Annotated in this window: 14 protein-coding genes; 6 read left to right on the forward strand and 8 right to left on the reverse strand. The window is 66.5% G+C overall.

The window, feature by feature from the left end:
- The first annotated feature begins 27 nt into the window (after positions 1 to 27).
- Entirely contained in the window at positions 28 to 966 is a 939-nt protein-coding gene (locus A3CW_RS0137100; protein ID WP_028208051.1) for a LysR family transcriptional regulator, read from the forward strand.
- Positions 967 to 1,127: 161 nt separating this feature from the next.
- Positions 1,128 to 1,271 (forward strand): hypothetical protein, encoded by a 144-nt coding sequence (locus A3CW_RS53510; RefSeq protein ID WP_169739136.1) that lies wholly within the window; start codon positions 1,128 to 1,130, stop codon positions 1,269 to 1,271.
- A 22-nt stretch (positions 1,272 to 1,293) separates the two neighbouring features.
- Here the strand turns inward: A3CW_RS53510 and A3CW_RS0137110 are convergent, their stop codons facing one another.
- The 4 genes from A3CW_RS0137110 to wrbA form a co-directional block, all read right to left on the reverse strand.
- Complete coding sequence (locus tag A3CW_RS0137110) at positions 1,294 to 2,100, reverse strand: metallophosphoesterase (RefSeq protein WP_028208052.1); 807 nt, start codon at positions 2,098 to 2,100, stop codon at positions 1,294 to 1,296.
- Between the two features lie 30 nt (positions 2,101 to 2,130).
- Positions 2,131 to 3,567, reverse strand: a complete 1,437-nt coding sequence (locus tag A3CW_RS0137115; protein ID WP_028208053.1) for an FAD-binding oxidoreductase — start codon at positions 3,565 to 3,567, stop codon at positions 2,131 to 2,133.
- Positions 3,568 to 3,711: 144 nt separating this feature from the next.
- Complete coding sequence (locus tag A3CW_RS0137120) at positions 3,712 to 4,056, reverse strand: DUF2069 domain-containing protein (RefSeq protein ID WP_051481968.1); 345 nt, start codon at positions 4,054 to 4,056, stop codon at positions 3,712 to 3,714.
- A gap of 68 nt (positions 4,057 to 4,124) precedes the next feature.
- A complete protein-coding gene (wrbA, locus tag A3CW_RS0137125; RefSeq protein ID WP_028208055.1) occupies positions 4,125 to 4,742 on the reverse strand; it encodes an NAD(P)H:quinone oxidoreductase in 618 nt (205 codons plus the stop codon).
- 218 nt (positions 4,743 to 4,960) lie between these two features.
- On the opposite strand from wrbA, the gene A3CW_RS48840 reads away from it, so the two are divergent.
- Positions 4,961 to 6,262 (forward strand): YihY family inner membrane protein, encoded by a 1,302-nt coding sequence (locus tag A3CW_RS48840; RefSeq protein WP_211254117.1) that lies wholly within the window; start codon positions 4,961 to 4,963, stop codon positions 6,260 to 6,262.
- A 45-nt stretch (positions 6,263 to 6,307) separates the two neighbouring features.
- Here the strand turns inward: A3CW_RS48840 and A3CW_RS0137135 are convergent, their stop codons facing one another.
- From A3CW_RS0137135 to A3CW_RS48845, 3 genes are all read right to left on the reverse strand, one after another.
- On the reverse strand, positions 6,308 to 6,628 hold the full coding sequence (locus A3CW_RS0137135; protein ID WP_028208056.1) for an Mpo1-like protein: 321 nt from the start codon (positions 6,626 to 6,628) through the stop codon (positions 6,308 to 6,310).
- A 95-nt stretch (positions 6,629 to 6,723) separates the two neighbouring features.
- On the reverse strand, positions 6,724 to 7,563 hold the full coding sequence (locus tag A3CW_RS0137140) for an alpha/beta hydrolase (RefSeq protein WP_028208057.1): 840 nt from the start codon (positions 7,561 to 7,563) through the stop codon (positions 6,724 to 6,726).
- Positions 7,560 to 8,906 (reverse strand): O-acetylhomoserine aminocarboxypropyltransferase, encoded by a 1,347-nt coding sequence (locus tag A3CW_RS48845; protein ID WP_051481969.1) that lies wholly within the window; start codon positions 8,904 to 8,906, stop codon positions 7,560 to 7,562. The genes A3CW_RS0137140 and A3CW_RS48845 overlap by 4 nt, the downstream gene beginning before the upstream one ends.
- A gap of 294 nt (positions 8,907 to 9,200) precedes the next feature.
- Between A3CW_RS48845 and A3CW_RS0137150 the strand changes: the two genes are divergently transcribed.
- The 3 genes from A3CW_RS0137150 (at position 9,201) to aroC (ending at position 12,989) form a co-directional block, all read left to right on the forward strand.
- The gene (locus A3CW_RS0137150) at positions 9,201 to 9,656 is read left to right on the forward strand and encodes a CBS domain-containing protein (RefSeq protein ID WP_028208058.1); all 456 of its coding nucleotides are present in this window, start codon (positions 9,201 to 9,203) and stop codon (positions 9,654 to 9,656) included.
- 105 nt (positions 9,657 to 9,761) lie between these two features.
- Positions 9,762 to 11,747 carry an MFS transporter gene (locus A3CW_RS0137155; protein WP_028208059.1) on the forward strand — a complete coding sequence of 662 codons (1,986 nt, stop codon included), beginning with the start codon at positions 9,762 to 9,764 and terminating at the stop codon, positions 11,745 to 11,747.
- A gap of 141 nt (positions 11,748 to 11,888) precedes the next feature.
- Positions 11,889 to 12,989 (forward strand): chorismate synthase, encoded by a 1,101-nt coding sequence (aroC, locus tag A3CW_RS0137160; protein WP_028208060.1) that lies wholly within the window; start codon positions 11,889 to 11,891, stop codon positions 12,987 to 12,989.
- A gap of 96 nt (positions 12,990 to 13,085) precedes the next feature.
- On the opposite strand, the gene A3CW_RS0137165 is transcribed toward aroC, so the two are convergent.
- Positions 13,086 to 13,808: electron transfer flavoprotein-ubiquinone oxidoreductase (locus tag A3CW_RS0137165; RefSeq protein ID WP_028208061.1), on the reverse strand; the 723-nt coding region annotated here is incomplete at its 5' end.

Consider the following 13,808-nt stretch of genomic DNA (forward strand, 5'->3'; position numbering starts at 1 on the left):
AATTCGTGTGTCAGAAAGAGGATTGGTATGGATACGCTTCAAAACATGCGTGTATTCGTCCGGGTGGTGGAAGCGGGCAGCTTCACGGGCGCGGCGCAATACCTGAACACGACCACGGCTTACGCTTCGCGCGCGGTTTCCGATCTGGAGGCGCATCTGCGCACGCGCCTCTTGAACCGCACGACCCGCCGCATCGCGCTCACCGAGGCGGGCGAGCGCTACCTGCAGCGCTGCGAGCAGATCCTGGCTTACGTCGATCAGGCTGAAGCGGAAGCCGGCGACGCGCATGCGCGCCCTTCGGGCAAGCTCAAGGTCCACGCGATGACGAGCTTCGGCCAGCACTATGTGGTGCCGGCGGTGGGGCAGTATCAGCAGCTGTATCCCGACGTGCACGTGGAACTCACGCTCGCGCAGCGCATGCCGGACCTGCTCGACGAGGGTTATGACGTGGCCCTCGTGCTCGCGACCGATCTGCCGGATTCCGGTTTCGTGTCGCAGCGGCTCGCGAGCGCGTGCAGCATCGCGGTTGCCTCACCGGCGTATCTGGAAAAGCGCGGCGTACCGCAAAAGCCCGCCGATCTCGCGAACCACACCTGCCTGCAGATGGTGACGCCCGTATTCCCGACCGCGCAGTGGCAGTTCACGGGCCCCGAAGGCGAGATCACGGTCGATCTCGGTCCGGCGACCTTCCAGGTGAACGTGGCGGAGGCGATGGCGGTGGCCGTGCGCGAGGGCATGGGCGTGGGCCTGCTGCCGATCTATTCGGCGATCAGCGGTCTGCGCAGCGGCGCGCTGCAATGGATCCTGCCGGAGTACAAGTCGCAGGAGATGAATGTCTTTGCGGTATACCCGTCGCGCCAGTATCTCGACGCGAAGATCCGCACATGGGTCGAGCTGCTGCGCGAGAGCATGCCTTCGACGCTCGCGCGGGATCAGAACGAACTGCGGCAGTTCGCGCGCACTTGAGGCGGCGGGGCTTGCGCCCGATCAAAGGGCGCGCGCGGGCTGTGACGGCCTGTTACAGCTTGCGCAGATGGCAACACTTCCTTACGCCCGGCGGCGCGGCGGCTTGGTAAGGTAGCGGGACTGTTTCACGCAACCTCTTTTTGCCAACACCGGGAACTCGAATGGATACGCATCTGATGATCGGCATCGCCGTGATGATGGGCCTGATCGGCATCGCGGCATCGCGCGATCTGCTGCGCATGCGCCGCGCGCAGCTTCAGCCTGCGACGCTGCGCGTGCGCCGCGACGACGCACGTATGCACTAAAGCTGCGGGCGCGTTCGCCTCGCTAGACTTCCACCACCTTGTCCCACGCAAAGGCCGGATTCTCCGGCTGCCCCGTGCGGCGGTCACGATAGCCGCGCGGATTGCAGACCACGCGCGTGCCGTTGACCGTGTAATCGAAGCACGTATGCGTGTGGCCATGTATCCATAGCGCGACTGGCGCGCGCACCAGCGCGTCGAGATCGCTCACGAATCCCGCCGACACCCGATCTTCCGCGTAGCGCGGCGCGAGGCTCTGCCTGTGCGGCGCGTGGTGTGTGACGACGATCGTCTCGCCCGCGAAGGGCTTCGCCAGTTCCGCTTCGAGCCATGCGCGCGAACGCGCATGGAGCGCGAGCGAGTCGGCCGGCGTGAAGTCGCGCGCGAGCGCTTGCGGGCTATCCGGCCAGGACACCTGGATCAATCCGCGAAAGTCGAGCATCACGCGCATCGCAGCCGCAATGGCGGCTTCACGCGCGGCATCGTCGGCGCCAAAGAGTGCAAAGTCCGCCCATAGCGTCGTGCCGAGCACGCGAAAGCGGCCCGCCGGATCGACGTATACGCCGTCGTTGAGGAAGTGCACGTTGTCGAGCGTGGAGGCGGCGTCGCGCATCGCCGTTTCCAGCGCGCCGAGATCGCCGTCGTAGTACTCGTGATTGCCGGGCACGTACACCACCGGCACCTGCGGATCGAACGTTTCCGCCGCCCAGCGCAGCCCGAGCCCATGATTGTGGATGTCGCCCGCGAGCACGACGAGATCGGCCTGCGCATGCGGGATCGTGTCGGGCTCGTCGTTTTCCAGATGCAGGTCGGACAGCACACGGATCTTCAACACGATGTCGGCTCCTTGCGTCCCGCGCGTTCAGCGCAGCACTTTCCCCGGATTCATCAGGTTCAGCGGATCGAGCGCGGTCTTGATCGCGCGCATCAGCGTGAGTTCGACCTCGCTCTTGTAGTGCATGTTCTCGTCGATCTTCAACTGCCCGAGGCCGTGTTCCGCGCTGATCGTGCCGCGATGGCGATCCACGCTGTCGTAGACGATGCGGTTCAGCGTCTTCTCGTTTTCGGCGAGGAAGCGCTTCGGGTCGCCGCCTTCGGGCGCCTGCACGTTGTAGTGCAGATTGCCGTCGCCGAGATGGCCGAAGGTGACCATGCGCGCTCCAGGCACCGCGCGGGCGATTTCGGCGTCGGTTTCCTCGATGAAATGGCCGATGCGCGAGATCGGCACACCGATATCGTGCTTGATGTTCAACCCTTCCTGGGCCTGCGCGAGCGGAATGTGCTCGCGGATATTCCAGAACGCCTGCGACTGCGCGAGGCTTTCCGCGACCACCGCGTCTTCCACGAGACCTTGTTCGAGCGCTTCTTCCATGAGCCGCTCGAAGAGCGCGCGCGCGTGTTCTTCGCTTTCGTTGTCCGACAGTTCGAGCAGCACCACCTGCGCGTGATGCGCCGCGAACGGATAGCGCAGTTGCGGGAAATGACGGCCGACGAGCGCCATGCAGAAGTCCGACATCAGCTCGAAGCCCGTGAGCAGTGGCCCGGCGTAGCGCTGCGCGAGCGCGAGGAAGTCGAGCGCCGCATGGGCCGAGCCGAGCGCGGCGAGCGCGGTGACGCGCGCGGCCGGCAGCGGATGCAGCTTCATCACGGCGGCGGTGATGATGCCGAGCGTGCCTTCCGCGCCAATGAAGAGATCGCGCAGATCGTAGCCGGTGTTGTCCTTGCGCAGCCCGCGCAGGCCGTCCCAGATCTCGCCTTGCGGCGTGACGACTTCGAGACCGAGACACAGCTCGCGCGTGTTGCCATAGCGCAGCACGCCGGTGCCGCCCGCATTGGTCGAGAGATTGCCGCCGATCGTGCAGCTGCCTTCGGCCGCGAGCGAAAGCGGGAACAATCGGCTCGCATCCTTTGCGCGCGCCTGCACTTCGGCGAGGATCACGCCGGCTTCGACGGTGATCGTGTTGTTGTGTGGATCGATTTCGCGCACGCGGTTCAGGCGGCGCAGGCTCAGCACCGCCTGGTTGCCGCTCACGTCCGGCGTCGCGCCGCCCGCGAGTCCCGTGTTGCCGCCTTGCGGCACGAGCGCCACGCGATGCTCATGCGCGAGCTTCACGACACTGGCGACTTCCTGCGCATTGGCCGGGCAGAGCACGGCGAAGGCCGCGCCCTGGTAGCGACGGCGCCAGTCGGCGAGGTAGGGCGCGGTGTCGTGCGCGTCAGTCAGCACGTATTGCGTGCCGATGGCGGCGGCGCAGGCGTCGAGAAAGGCTTGGCAGGCGATCGGGGTGGAGTCGGTCATGGTGTCTCGGAAATTCGCGCCCGAGCTGGACTGGCTCGCGGCGCGATTGTCGTGAAATCGCGAGGCTCAAATGGCTAGTTTGACACGGCGATAGCCTTCACGCAGCGCTCGCGAACAAGGCGGTTGCGGCGTGCAAGGAGTCGCTTAGGCCGACTCGCGTTTCGCGGGCTTTGCGGCACGTTTCGCGGCGCGCTTGTACGGCGCGACATAGGCAAGCGCACATGCGAAGAAGCCTAGAGCCAGCGCGACTTCCACCCAGCCAAGCCGGTTGCCGGGCGCGGGATCGGTCATGCCGCGCACGATGCCTTCCGCGAAGTAGAGCAACACGAGCATTGCCGCCCATTGCAGCGTGTAAAGCCTGCGTCGCAGCACGCCAGGCAGGGCGATGGCGAGCGGCACGGCCTTGAGCACGAGCGCGCTGCCGCCGGGGCGCAGCGGTGCGAGCCGCCATTCCCACGCGATGCACAGCAACGTGAGCGCAGCGAGCATCGCAAAAGCGCCGAGCGCGGCGCCGCGACGCTGGGCGATGGGCTCAGTGACACCGTCCACGCGGGTGTTCACAGCCGCTGGCCCTGCTCGGTGGTAGCGAGCGCGAGCGCCGCGCGCGCAAGCCGCACGCCCAGCGCACTCGCGAGCATCTTTTCGTCGGCGCTCAAACCGTGGCCGCGCGCGTCCTGGCGCGCGTGATGCGAGGCGCCGTAGGGCGTGCCGCCGCCCTGCGTGGTCGTGAGCGCGCTTTCCGTGTAGGGGATGCCCACGAGCAGCATGCCGTGATGGAGCAGCGGCAGCATCATCGAGAGCAGCGTGCTTTCCTGGCCGCCGTGCAGGCTGCCCGTCGACGTGAACACGCAAGCGGGCTTGCCCGCGAGCGCGCCCGAAAGCCACTGCGGCGTGGTGCCGTCGAGAAAGTACTTGAGCGGCGCGGCCATGTTGCCGAAGCGTGTGGGCGAGCCGAGCGCGAGACCCGCGCATTCTTCGAGGTCGCGCAGCTCGACGTAGGGCGGGCCGTCGGAGGGGATGTCGGGCGCGGTGGCCTCGCAGACCGTCGAGACGGGCGGCACCGTGCGTACGCGCGCTTCGGCGCCGGGAACACTGTCGATACCCTGGGCGATGGCGCGCGCGAGTTCGCGCGTTGCGCCATGTCGGCTGTAATAGAGCACAAGAATCGGTTTCATCGGGCCTCGTCGGTGGACGGGATATTATAGGGGTTGGGTTTGCCGCCGCAGCGGCGCACCGGCGAGCGAGGCGCGCGTCACGTGCAAATCATGGGCAAATAGGTACACTGCGTGCGCGCGGAATCTGCGGCAAAACGCGGCGTCAATCGCGGCAGGAAGAAGCGGCATCAAGAAAGCGCGGCAATCAAAGTGTTCACGGTGGCGAGGAAAGCGGGCCAATGGATGTGCTGTCGACGGTGAAGATCGATCTGGACATCGTGAAGCGCCTCGCGCGTTTCGCGGTGCGGCGCAGTCGCGAAGATCGCATTCCGCAGGTCGCGGGCAGCCTCACGTTCACCACGCTGCTCTCGCTCGTGCCGCTCGCCACGGTCGCATTTGCGCTCTTCACCGCGTTCCCGATCTTCGCTTCGTTCCAGAACTCGCTGCAGGCCTTTCTCGCCGACCACCTCATGCCGGCGCAGATCAACAGCCAGATCTTCAAGTACCTGAATCAGTTCGCCTCGAAGGCCAAGGGTCTCACGACGATGGGCATGATCGTGCTCTTCGTCACGTCGGTCATGACGATGATGACCGTGGAGTCGGCCTTCAACCTGATCTGGCGCGTGCGCAAGGCGCGCCCGTTCGCGCAGCGCGTGCTCGTCTACTGGGCCATCCTCACGCTCGGGCCGATTCTGATCGGCGTGAGCCTGTCGATCTCCTCGTACGTGTTCACGCGTTCGGCCGTGATCGCGACCGAGCAGCACGTTTCGGGCCTCCTCGACTGGATGCTGTTCGGCGCCTCGCTGCCGCTTACGGCGCTCGCGTTCACGATGCTCTATGTGTATCTGCCGAACTGCCGCGTGCAGTGGCGCGACGCATTGGTTGGCGGCATCGCCGCGGCGATCGCCTTCGAGGCGGCCAAGCGCGGCTTTGGCTACTACGTGCGGCGCATTCCGACCTACACGGCGGTTTATGGCGCCTTCGCGGCCGCGCCGATGTTCCTGCTGTGGATGTACCTGAGCTGGTTCATCACGCTCGTGGGCGCGATGATCACCTCGGCGCTGCCCGAAATCCGCACCGGGCGCTTCGACCGGCCGCGCTTTCCGGGCAGCGATCTGCTCGACGCGCTCGAACTGCTCGCGGGTCTCGCCGATGCGCGAGAGGCGGGCGAGCCGGGCCGCACGACCGAACAACTCGCGCAGCTGCTGCGGCGCGATCTGGCCACGGTAACGCGCCTGATCGACGGCCTCGAAGAGGATGAACTCGTGGGGCGTCTCGAGCAGGAGGAGCGCGCGAAAACGCTGTTCCTGCTGATCGGCAATCCCGCGCGCATTTCGGTGACGCGCATCTTCGACCGCTTCGCGATCGATCGCAAGGAACTCGCGTATCAGCTCAAGTCGAGCAGTATCGACGCGCACCTGCTGCTGGGTGCGCTCGACAACGACAAGCTCTCGATTTCACTCGCGTCGCTGCTCGCGACGCGGCGCTTCCCGGCGCTCACGGAGGAACATCCGCCGGTGCTCCCGCATCCGGCGGCGTGACGATGCGGCGCGCCCATGAGAGGCGCGCCGTCGCATCGGATTCGATCAGAGGGAAATCTTGCCGCGGCAGATATCCGCGAACATGACCCAGTCGCCCATCAGGCTGTAGATCGGGTGGCGGAAGGTGGCCGGGCGGTTCTTCTCGAACTTGAAATGTCCGACCCATGCGAAGCCGTAGCCGCAGACGATGGCAAGCGGCAGCCAGAGCCAGTTGCCGGTGGCGATCGCCATGCAGACGAAGCCGATCACGCCAAGCGAGCCGATGAAATGCAGCCGCCGCGACATGATATTGCTGTGCTCGCTCAGGTAGAACGGATAGAACTGCGCGAAGCTCGAAAAATGCTCGGTATGCGTGGTGGGTTGCATCGCCTCCTCCTTTCTGCGTGGGCACGCAGGGGATGGTTGATTCAGCCATTTTCCGGCGTTCCGAACGACCGTGCAACCAGGGCTGGTGTGAACTGTCAGCCGTTGCCCACACGCGGCGTTTGCTGCGTTGCAAAAGCATAGAGCGCGTCGAGTGTCGCATCCGGTTGCTCGGTCATCAACGCGTGGCCCGCGTCCAGCGTGACCGTGTCCACGGGCGTGCCCGCTTGCGCGAAGGCCTCGGCGAGGGCGCGCGCCGCGCGCGGGGGCGTCATCGCGTCGCGTTTGCCGACGATCAGTCGCACCGGGCAGCGGACTTTCGCGGCGCTGGTGAGACCGTCCGCATAGGCATTGCACGCCGCGAAATCGGTATGGAAAAGCTGCGGCTCGCCGCGCGCGGAGACGCGCTCCATGAGCCGCTGGTTCATGCCGCGCAGCCAGAAGCCCGGCCCGGGACTCGACGGCTTGGCGGCGAGCGTCGAGTGCGACCACGCGTTGACGAGCGCGATCGCCTCCGGCTCGCGCTCGCGCGCGGCTTCGAGCAGGGTTGGCGCGACCGTCATCGGGAATGCGGTGGCGAGCAGGGCGATGCGCTGCGCGCGCTCCGGATGGCGCGCGGCGAATTCGAGCGCGACGAGCGAGCCCATGCTGTGGCCGGCGACGAAGGCCTGCGGGGCGTTCAGCGTGTCTAGCAGCGCGGCGAGCCAGTCGGCGAGCGCGCCGATGCTCGTGAGCGCCGGGCCCGTGCTGCGCAGGTGGCCGGGCAGATCGACCGCCAGCGCATTGAAGCCGTGGTTGGCGAAATAGCGCGATTGCAGCGCCCAGACGCTGTGGTCGTGCTGCGCGCCATGGACGAACACCGCGAACGGCAGCGCGCGGTCGATGGCGCGCGAGGCCGTGTAGGCATAGACCGGCTTGCCGGCGACATCGACGATCATGACGCCTCCTTCCCGGTGGGCTTGGCTTTCGGTGCTTCCGTTTTTTGCGACGCCTTCAGCGCGCGCTTGAGGTCGTCGACCAGATCGGCGGGGTCTTCGAGCCCGATCGAGAGCCGGATCGTACCCTCCGCAATGCCGGCGGCGGCAAGCGCGGCGGCGTCCATGCGGAAATGCGTGGTCGAGGCGGGGTGGATCACGAGCGAGCGCGCGTCGCCGACGTTGGCCAGATGCGAGAACAGCGTGAGCGATTCGATGAAGCGCTTGCCGGCCGCGCGGCCGCCGCGCAGGTTGAAGCTGAACACGGCGCCCGCGCCGCGCGGCAGCAGACGCTTCGCAAGCGCGTAATCGGGATGGCTCGGCAGTTCCGGCCACGCGACCGATTCGACCGCCTCGTGCGCGGCGAGAAATTCGACGATACGCCGCGCGTTCGCCACATGCCGCTCCATGCGCAGCGGCAGCGTTTCGGTGCCTTGCAGCAGTTGCCACGCGGCCTGCGGATGCAGGCACGCGCCGAAGTCGCGCAGGCCCTCGCGGCGCGCGCGCAGCAGGAAGGGCGCGACCGTGCTTTCCTCGCTGAACACCATGTCGTGAAAGCCCGCATAGGGCTCGGTGAGTTCGGGAAAGCGGCCCGACGCTTCGAAGTCGAACGTGCCGCCATCGACCAGCACGCCGCCTATCGTCGTGCCATGGCCGCCGAGGAACTTGGTGGCCGAGTGATAGACGAGATCCGCGCCATGCTCGAAAGGGCGCAGCAGGTAAGGCGTGGTGAACGTCGAATCGACGAGGAGCGGCACGCCATGTCCGTGGGCGATTTGGGCGACGGCTTCGATGTCGAGCACGTCGAGGCCCGGGTTGCCGAGGGTCTCGCCGAACAGCAGGCGCGTGTTGGGCCGCAGCGCCGCGCGCCAGGCGTCGAGGTCGCCGGGCTTCACGAAGGTCGTTTCGATGCCGAAGCGCTTGAGCGTGTAGTGCAGCAGGTTGTGCGAGCCGCCATAGAGCGCCGCCGAGGCGACGATGTGCGAGCCCGCGCCCATCAGCGTCGCGATCGCGAGATGCAGCGCCGCCTGGCCGCTCGCGGTGCCGATCGCCCCCGCGCCGGCTTCGAGCGCGGCCACGCGCTCTTCGAACACGGCGACGGTCGGGTTCGAGATGCGCGAGTACACGTGGCCTGCGCGCTCCATGTTGAAGAGCGCGGCGGCGTGGTCGGTGTCGCGAAACGAGAACGAGGTGGTGAGGTAGATCGGCGTCGCGCGGGCGCCGGTGGCGGGGTCGGGCGCCGCGCCCGCATGCAGCGCGAGCGTGTCGAAGCGGCTATCGGGATTTGACGCGGGATTCGATGACATCGTGGCGGCGCGGCCGGCGCGAACCGGCCTGGTGTCGAGGGTGAAGGGCATCGTAACACCGGCGGCGGGGCGCGGGACGCCCGGCCGGGCCTTTTTCGGGCCTGATCGCGTGCGTCCCGCGTGGCCGGATTCGTGCCGCAAAACCCCTCGCCACGGCTTTCGGCAGACGTTTCGGTGCGCCGTGGAGCGCCCGCCGCGCGGCTTTCCTTTTAACAATCTTTCCGCTAGGATCGAATCACGTAGGCATCTTTTCAGCATTTCCCCCATTACTAGCGGCATTCCTGGAGACACATCATGCGTGTCAGCGACATCCTCAAGGTGAAGGGCAACACGCTCTACACCGTCACGCCCGACACTGCGCTGCACGAGGCAGTCAACACCATGGCCGAGCACGATATCGGCTCGCTCGTCGTCATGGAGTACGGCGATCTGGTCGGCATGCTCACGTTCCGCGAGATCATCCTCACGCTGCGCGCAAACGGCGGCAGCATCGGCACCACGACGATCCGCAAGGTCATGGACGATCATCCCATCACCTGCACGCCGGAAACCGAGGTCGACGAAGTGCGCCGCATGATGCTCGAGCACCATGTGCGCTACCTGCCGGTCATGGAAAGCCGCTCGCTCATGGGCGTGATCTCGTTCTACGACGTGGCGAAGGCCGTAGTGGAAGCGCAGGGCTTCGAGAACAAGCTGCTCAAGGCCTATATTCGCGACTGGCCCGAAGAGGAGCGTCAGCCGGCGCGCTGAGCGTAGCCCGTCTAACGCCTGGTCGGTCAGCATGAAAAAGCGCGCGTCTGGCGCGCTTTTTCGCGTCTGGGCCCCCATGAATTCCGTCAGTGCGATTCCTGTTCGATGAACGATAGACCGATGCCCGCGGCGCAGCGTGACAAGCGCAAAGTGCACCATGAGAGCGACCACACTTCGCAGTTCGCGCTGCTGCGCCAGCGTCGTTTCGCCCCGTTTTTCTGGACGCAGTTCCTCGGGGCGATGAACGACAACGTCTTCAAGATCGGCTTCACCTCACTCGTCACCTATCAGGCCGCGCGCTTTTCGGGCGTCGATCCGAAGACAGTCGCGTTCCTCATCTCGGCCATTTTCATCTTGCCGTTCGTGCTGTTTTCCGCGACCTCGGGCCAGGTCGCCGACAAGTACGACAAGGCGATGCTCACGCGCTGGGTCAAGACCTTCGAGATCGCGGTCATGCTGATCGGCGCAGCCGGCTTCTGGATGCACAGCGCGCCGCTGCTGTATGCGTGCACCTTCCTGATGGGCGTGCATTCCACCGTGTTCGGGCCGGTCAAGTACGCGTACCTCCCGCAGCGCCTCGCGCCCGATGAACTGGTTGGCGGCAACGGGCTCGTCGAGATGGGCACGTTCGTCGCGATTCTGCTCGGCACGATCGCGGGGGGCGTGGCGGCGGGTATCGGGGCGATGGATGGCGCGTCTGCGCACGCGGACGTCGGGCCGCCACTTGGCGCATGGTGGCTCGGCGGCATGTGCATCGCGATCGCGCTCGTGGGGCGCGTGGCGTCGGCTTTCGTGCCGCCGTGCGAGCCGTCGCAGCCGGACTTGCGGATCAACTGGAATCCGGTTTCCGAGACCTGGCGCAACCTGCGTCTCGCGCATGGCAACCGCACCGTGTTTCTGAGCTTGCTCGGCATCTCGTGGCTCTGGTTCGTCGGCGCGACGTTTCTCGCCTCGTTCTTCAATTTCGCGAAGGACGTGATGTCAGCCGACCCCGACGTCGTGACGGTGTTGCTCGCGATGTTTTCGCTCGGCATCGGCTCGGGTTCGCTGCTCTGCGAGCGGCTCTCGCGGCGGCGCATCGAGGTGGGCCTCGTGCCGCTCGGCTCGATCGGCATGAGCGTGTTCGGTATCGATCTCTTCTTTGCGAGCCATGCGTTGCCTGCCGCGTCCCATCTGCTTTCGGTAGGCGAATTCCTGCGCACCGCCGCGCACTGGCGCGTGCTCGCCGACCTGTTCCTGCTCGCCATGTTCGGCGGCTTCTACAGCGTGCCGCTCTACGCGTTGATCCAGAGCCGCAGCGCGCCTAGCCACCGGGCGCGCATCATCGCCGCGAACAACATCCTCAATTCGCTCTTCATGATCGTCTCGGCGCTCATGGCGATGGCGCTCACGTCCGCGGGCGTCGGCATTCCCGGCATCTTTCTGACCACGGCGCTGCTCAATATCGTCGTGGCGGCCTATATCTACACGCTGGTGCCCGAGTTCCTGCTGCGCTTCGTGGCGTGGGTGCTCGTGCATACGGTCTACCGTGTGCGGCTCGTGCACACCGAACGCATACCGGCCGAGGGCGCGGCAGTGCTCGTCTGCAATCACGTGAGCTATGTCGATGCGATCGTCATCATGGCCGAGAGCCCGCGGCCGATCCGCTTCGTGATGGATCAGCAGATCTTCCGCTCGCCGTTCTTCGGCTGGGTGTTCCGCCACGCCAAGGCGATTCCGATTGCGCCCGCGCACGAGGACCCGGCCGCGCCCGCCGCTGCCTATGACGCGTGCGCGGCCGCACTGGCCGAGGGCGACCTCGTCTGCATTTTTCCCGAGGGCAAGCTCACGCGCAGCGGAGAGATGAATCCGTTTCGCCACGGCGTGAGTGAAATCTTGAGGCGCTCGCCCGTGCCGGTCGTGCCGATGGCGTTGCGCGGGCTCTGGGGCAGTGCGTTCTCGCGCTTTGCGGGTTCCGGCCAGGAGCGGCCGCTGCGGCGCGGCCTGACCAGCCGTTTGACGCTCGCGGTCGGCGAGCCGATCGCGGCGGCGGACGCCACGCTCGAGCGCTTGCAGGAGACGGTGGCGGAACTGCGCGGCGCGCGGCGCTGACGCCGGGCTGGGCCACTCCGGGCGCCCGGACGCGCCGCCCAAACCAGCGTGGCGCCGCCTTTCGCCCGACCGCCCAGTCGGGCGTCGCCGCGCGCGGGCTGGCATAATATTGCATTCCCCGATTCACTTTGGACGACCGCCATGTCCGGCAACACGCTCGGTACGCTTTTCACCGTCACCACCTTCGGCGAATCCCACGGCCCGGCCATTGGCTGCGTCATCGACGGCTGCCCGCCCGGCATGGCGCTCACCGAAGCCGACATCCAGCTCGACCTGGACCGCCGCCGCCCCGGCACGTCGCGTCACGTGACGCAGCGCCAGGAAGAGGACAAGGTCGAGATTCTCTCGGGCGTGTTCGAAGGGCGCACCACGGGCACGCCTATCGCGCTCCTGATCCGCAATACCGACCAGCGCAGCAAGGACTACGGCAACATCGTCGAGACCTTCCGTCCCGGTCACGCCGACTACACCTACTGGCAGAAGTACGGCATTCGCGACTATCGCGGCGGCGGCCGCTCGTCGGCGCGCCTTACGGCGCCCACAGTCGCGGCGGGCGCCGTGGCGAAGAAGTGGCTGCGCGAGCGCTTCGGCGTGGAAGTGCGCGGCTACATGCGCGCGCTCGGCGAGATCGACGTGCCGTTCGTGAGCTGGGAGCACGTGCACGAGAACCCGTTCTTCGTGCCCAACGCCGACGTCGTGCCGCAGCTCGAGGACTACATGGACGCGTTGCGCAAGGACGGCGACTCGATCGGCGCGCGCGTGAACGTGGTGGCGAGCGGGGTGCCGGTGGGCTGGGGCGAGCCGCTCTTTGACCGGCTCGATGCCGACATCGCGCACGCCATGATGGGCATCAACGCGGTGAAGGGCGTGGAGATCGGCGCGGGCTTCGCGAGCGTCGCACAGCGCGGCTCGGTGCACGGCGACGAACTCACGCCCAATGGCTTCCACGGCAACCACGCTGGCGGCGTGCTCGGCGGCATTTCGACGGGGCAGGACATCACCGTCTCGATCGCCATCAAGCCGACCTCGAGCATCCGCACACCGCGACGCTCGATCGACAAGACGGGCGAGCCCGCAACGGTCGAAACTTTCGGCCGCCACGACCCGTGCGTGGGCATTCGCGCGACGCCGATCGCCGAGGCCATGCTCGCGCTCGTGCTGATCGATCACGCGCTGCGCCACCGCGCGCAGAATGCCGACGTCGTCGTGACGACGCCGAAGATCGCAGCCAGCGACGAGTGATGTCGATCGGTGCGGCGTGAGCCGCACGCGTTGCGCGGGCAACAAAAAAGCCGCTTCAGGCTCACACCAGAAGCGGCTTTTTTTCGCCTGCCGGACTTACATGTTCGGATAATTCGGGCCGCCGCCACCTTCGGGCGTGACCCATACGATATTCTGCGTCGGGTCCTTGATATCGCAGGTCTTGCAGTGCACGCAGTTCTGCGCGTTGATCTGCAGGCGGTCGCTGCCGTCGTCGTTCTTCATGAACTCGTACACCGCGGCCGGGCAGAAGCGCGCTTCGGGGCCCGCGTAGGTGCGCAGGTTCACGTTCACGGGCACGCTCGCGTCCTTGAGCGTCAGGTGTGCCGGCTGGTTCTCTTCGTGATTCGTGTTCGAGATGAACACCGAAGAGAGGCGATCGAACGTGAGCTTGCCATCGGGCTTCGGATACTCGATCGGCTTGCACTGCGAAGCGGGTTTCAGCATCTCGTGGTCGCGATGCTGGTGATGCAGCGTCCACGGCACGTTGCCGCCCAGCAGCTTCTGCTCGATGCCCACCATCAGCGTGCCCAGGTACAGGCCCTTGCTCATCCACTGCTTGAAGTTGCGCGCCCTGTACAGCTCCGTGTAAAGCCACGACTGCTTGAACGCTTCCGGGTAAGCCGCGAGCTCNTCGCTCTGGCGGCCTGCCTGCACGGCTTCGAATGCCGCATCGGCAGCCAGCATGCCGGTCTTGATCGCCGCGTGGCTGCCCTTGATGCGTGAGGCGTTCAGGAAGCCCGCATCGTCGCCCACGAGCGCGCCGCCCGGGAACACGAGCTTGGGCAGCGACATCAGGCC

Source organism: Paraburkholderia nodosa DSM 21604, from assembly GCF_000519185.1.
GTDB classification, from domain to species: Bacteria; Pseudomonadota; Gammaproteobacteria; order Burkholderiales; family Burkholderiaceae; genus Paraburkholderia; species Paraburkholderia nodosa.

What these genes read in the sequence shown, in the direction of transcription:
- A3CW_RS0137135 (WP_028208056.1), bottom strand. Translation starts at nt 6,628, where the DNA reads ATGCAACCCACCACGCATACCGAGCATTTTTCGAGCTTCGCGCAGTTC.
- A3CW_RS0137120 (WP_051481968.1), bottom strand. Translation starts at nt 4,056, where the DNA reads ATGCTCGCTGCGCTCACGTTGCTGTGCATCGCGTGGGAATGGCGGCTC.
- A3CW_RS53510 (WP_169739136.1), top strand. Translation starts at nt 1,128, where the DNA reads ATGGATACGCATCTGATGATCGGCATCGCCGTGATGATGGGCCTGATC.
- A3CW_RS0137150 (WP_028208058.1), top strand. Translation starts at nt 9,201, where the DNA reads ATGCGTGTCAGCGACATCCTCAAGGTGAAGGGCAACACGCTCTACACC.
- A3CW_RS0137100 (WP_028208051.1), top strand. Translation starts at nt 28, where the DNA reads ATGGATACGCTTCAAAACATGCGTGTATTCGTCCGGGTGGTGGAAGCG.
- A3CW_RS0137140 (WP_028208057.1), bottom strand. Translation starts at nt 7,563, where the DNA reads ATGATCGTCGATGTCGCCGGCAAGCCGGTCTATGCCTACACGGCCTCG.
- A3CW_RS48845 (WP_051481969.1), bottom strand. Translation starts at nt 8,906, where the DNA reads ATGTCATCGAATCCCGCGTCAAATCCCGATAGCCGCTTCGACACGCTC.
- aroC (WP_028208060.1), top strand. Translation starts at nt 11,889, where the DNA reads ATGTCCGGCAACACGCTCGGTACGCTTTTCACCGTCACCACCTTCGGC.
- A3CW_RS0137155 (WP_028208059.1), top strand. Translation starts at nt 9,762, where the DNA reads ATGAACGATAGACCGATGCCCGCGGCGCAGCGTGACAAGCGCAAAGTG.
- A3CW_RS0137115 (WP_028208053.1), bottom strand. Translation starts at nt 3,567, where the DNA reads ATGACCGACTCCACCCCGATCGCCTGCCAAGCCTTTCTCGACGCCTGC.
- A3CW_RS48840 (WP_211254117.1), top strand. Translation starts at nt 4,961, where the DNA reads ATGGATGTGCTGTCGACGGTGAAGATCGATCTGGACATCGTGAAGCGC.
- wrbA (WP_028208055.1), bottom strand. Translation starts at nt 4,742, where the DNA reads ATGAAACCGATTCTTGTGCTCTATTACAGCCGACATGGCGCAACGCGC.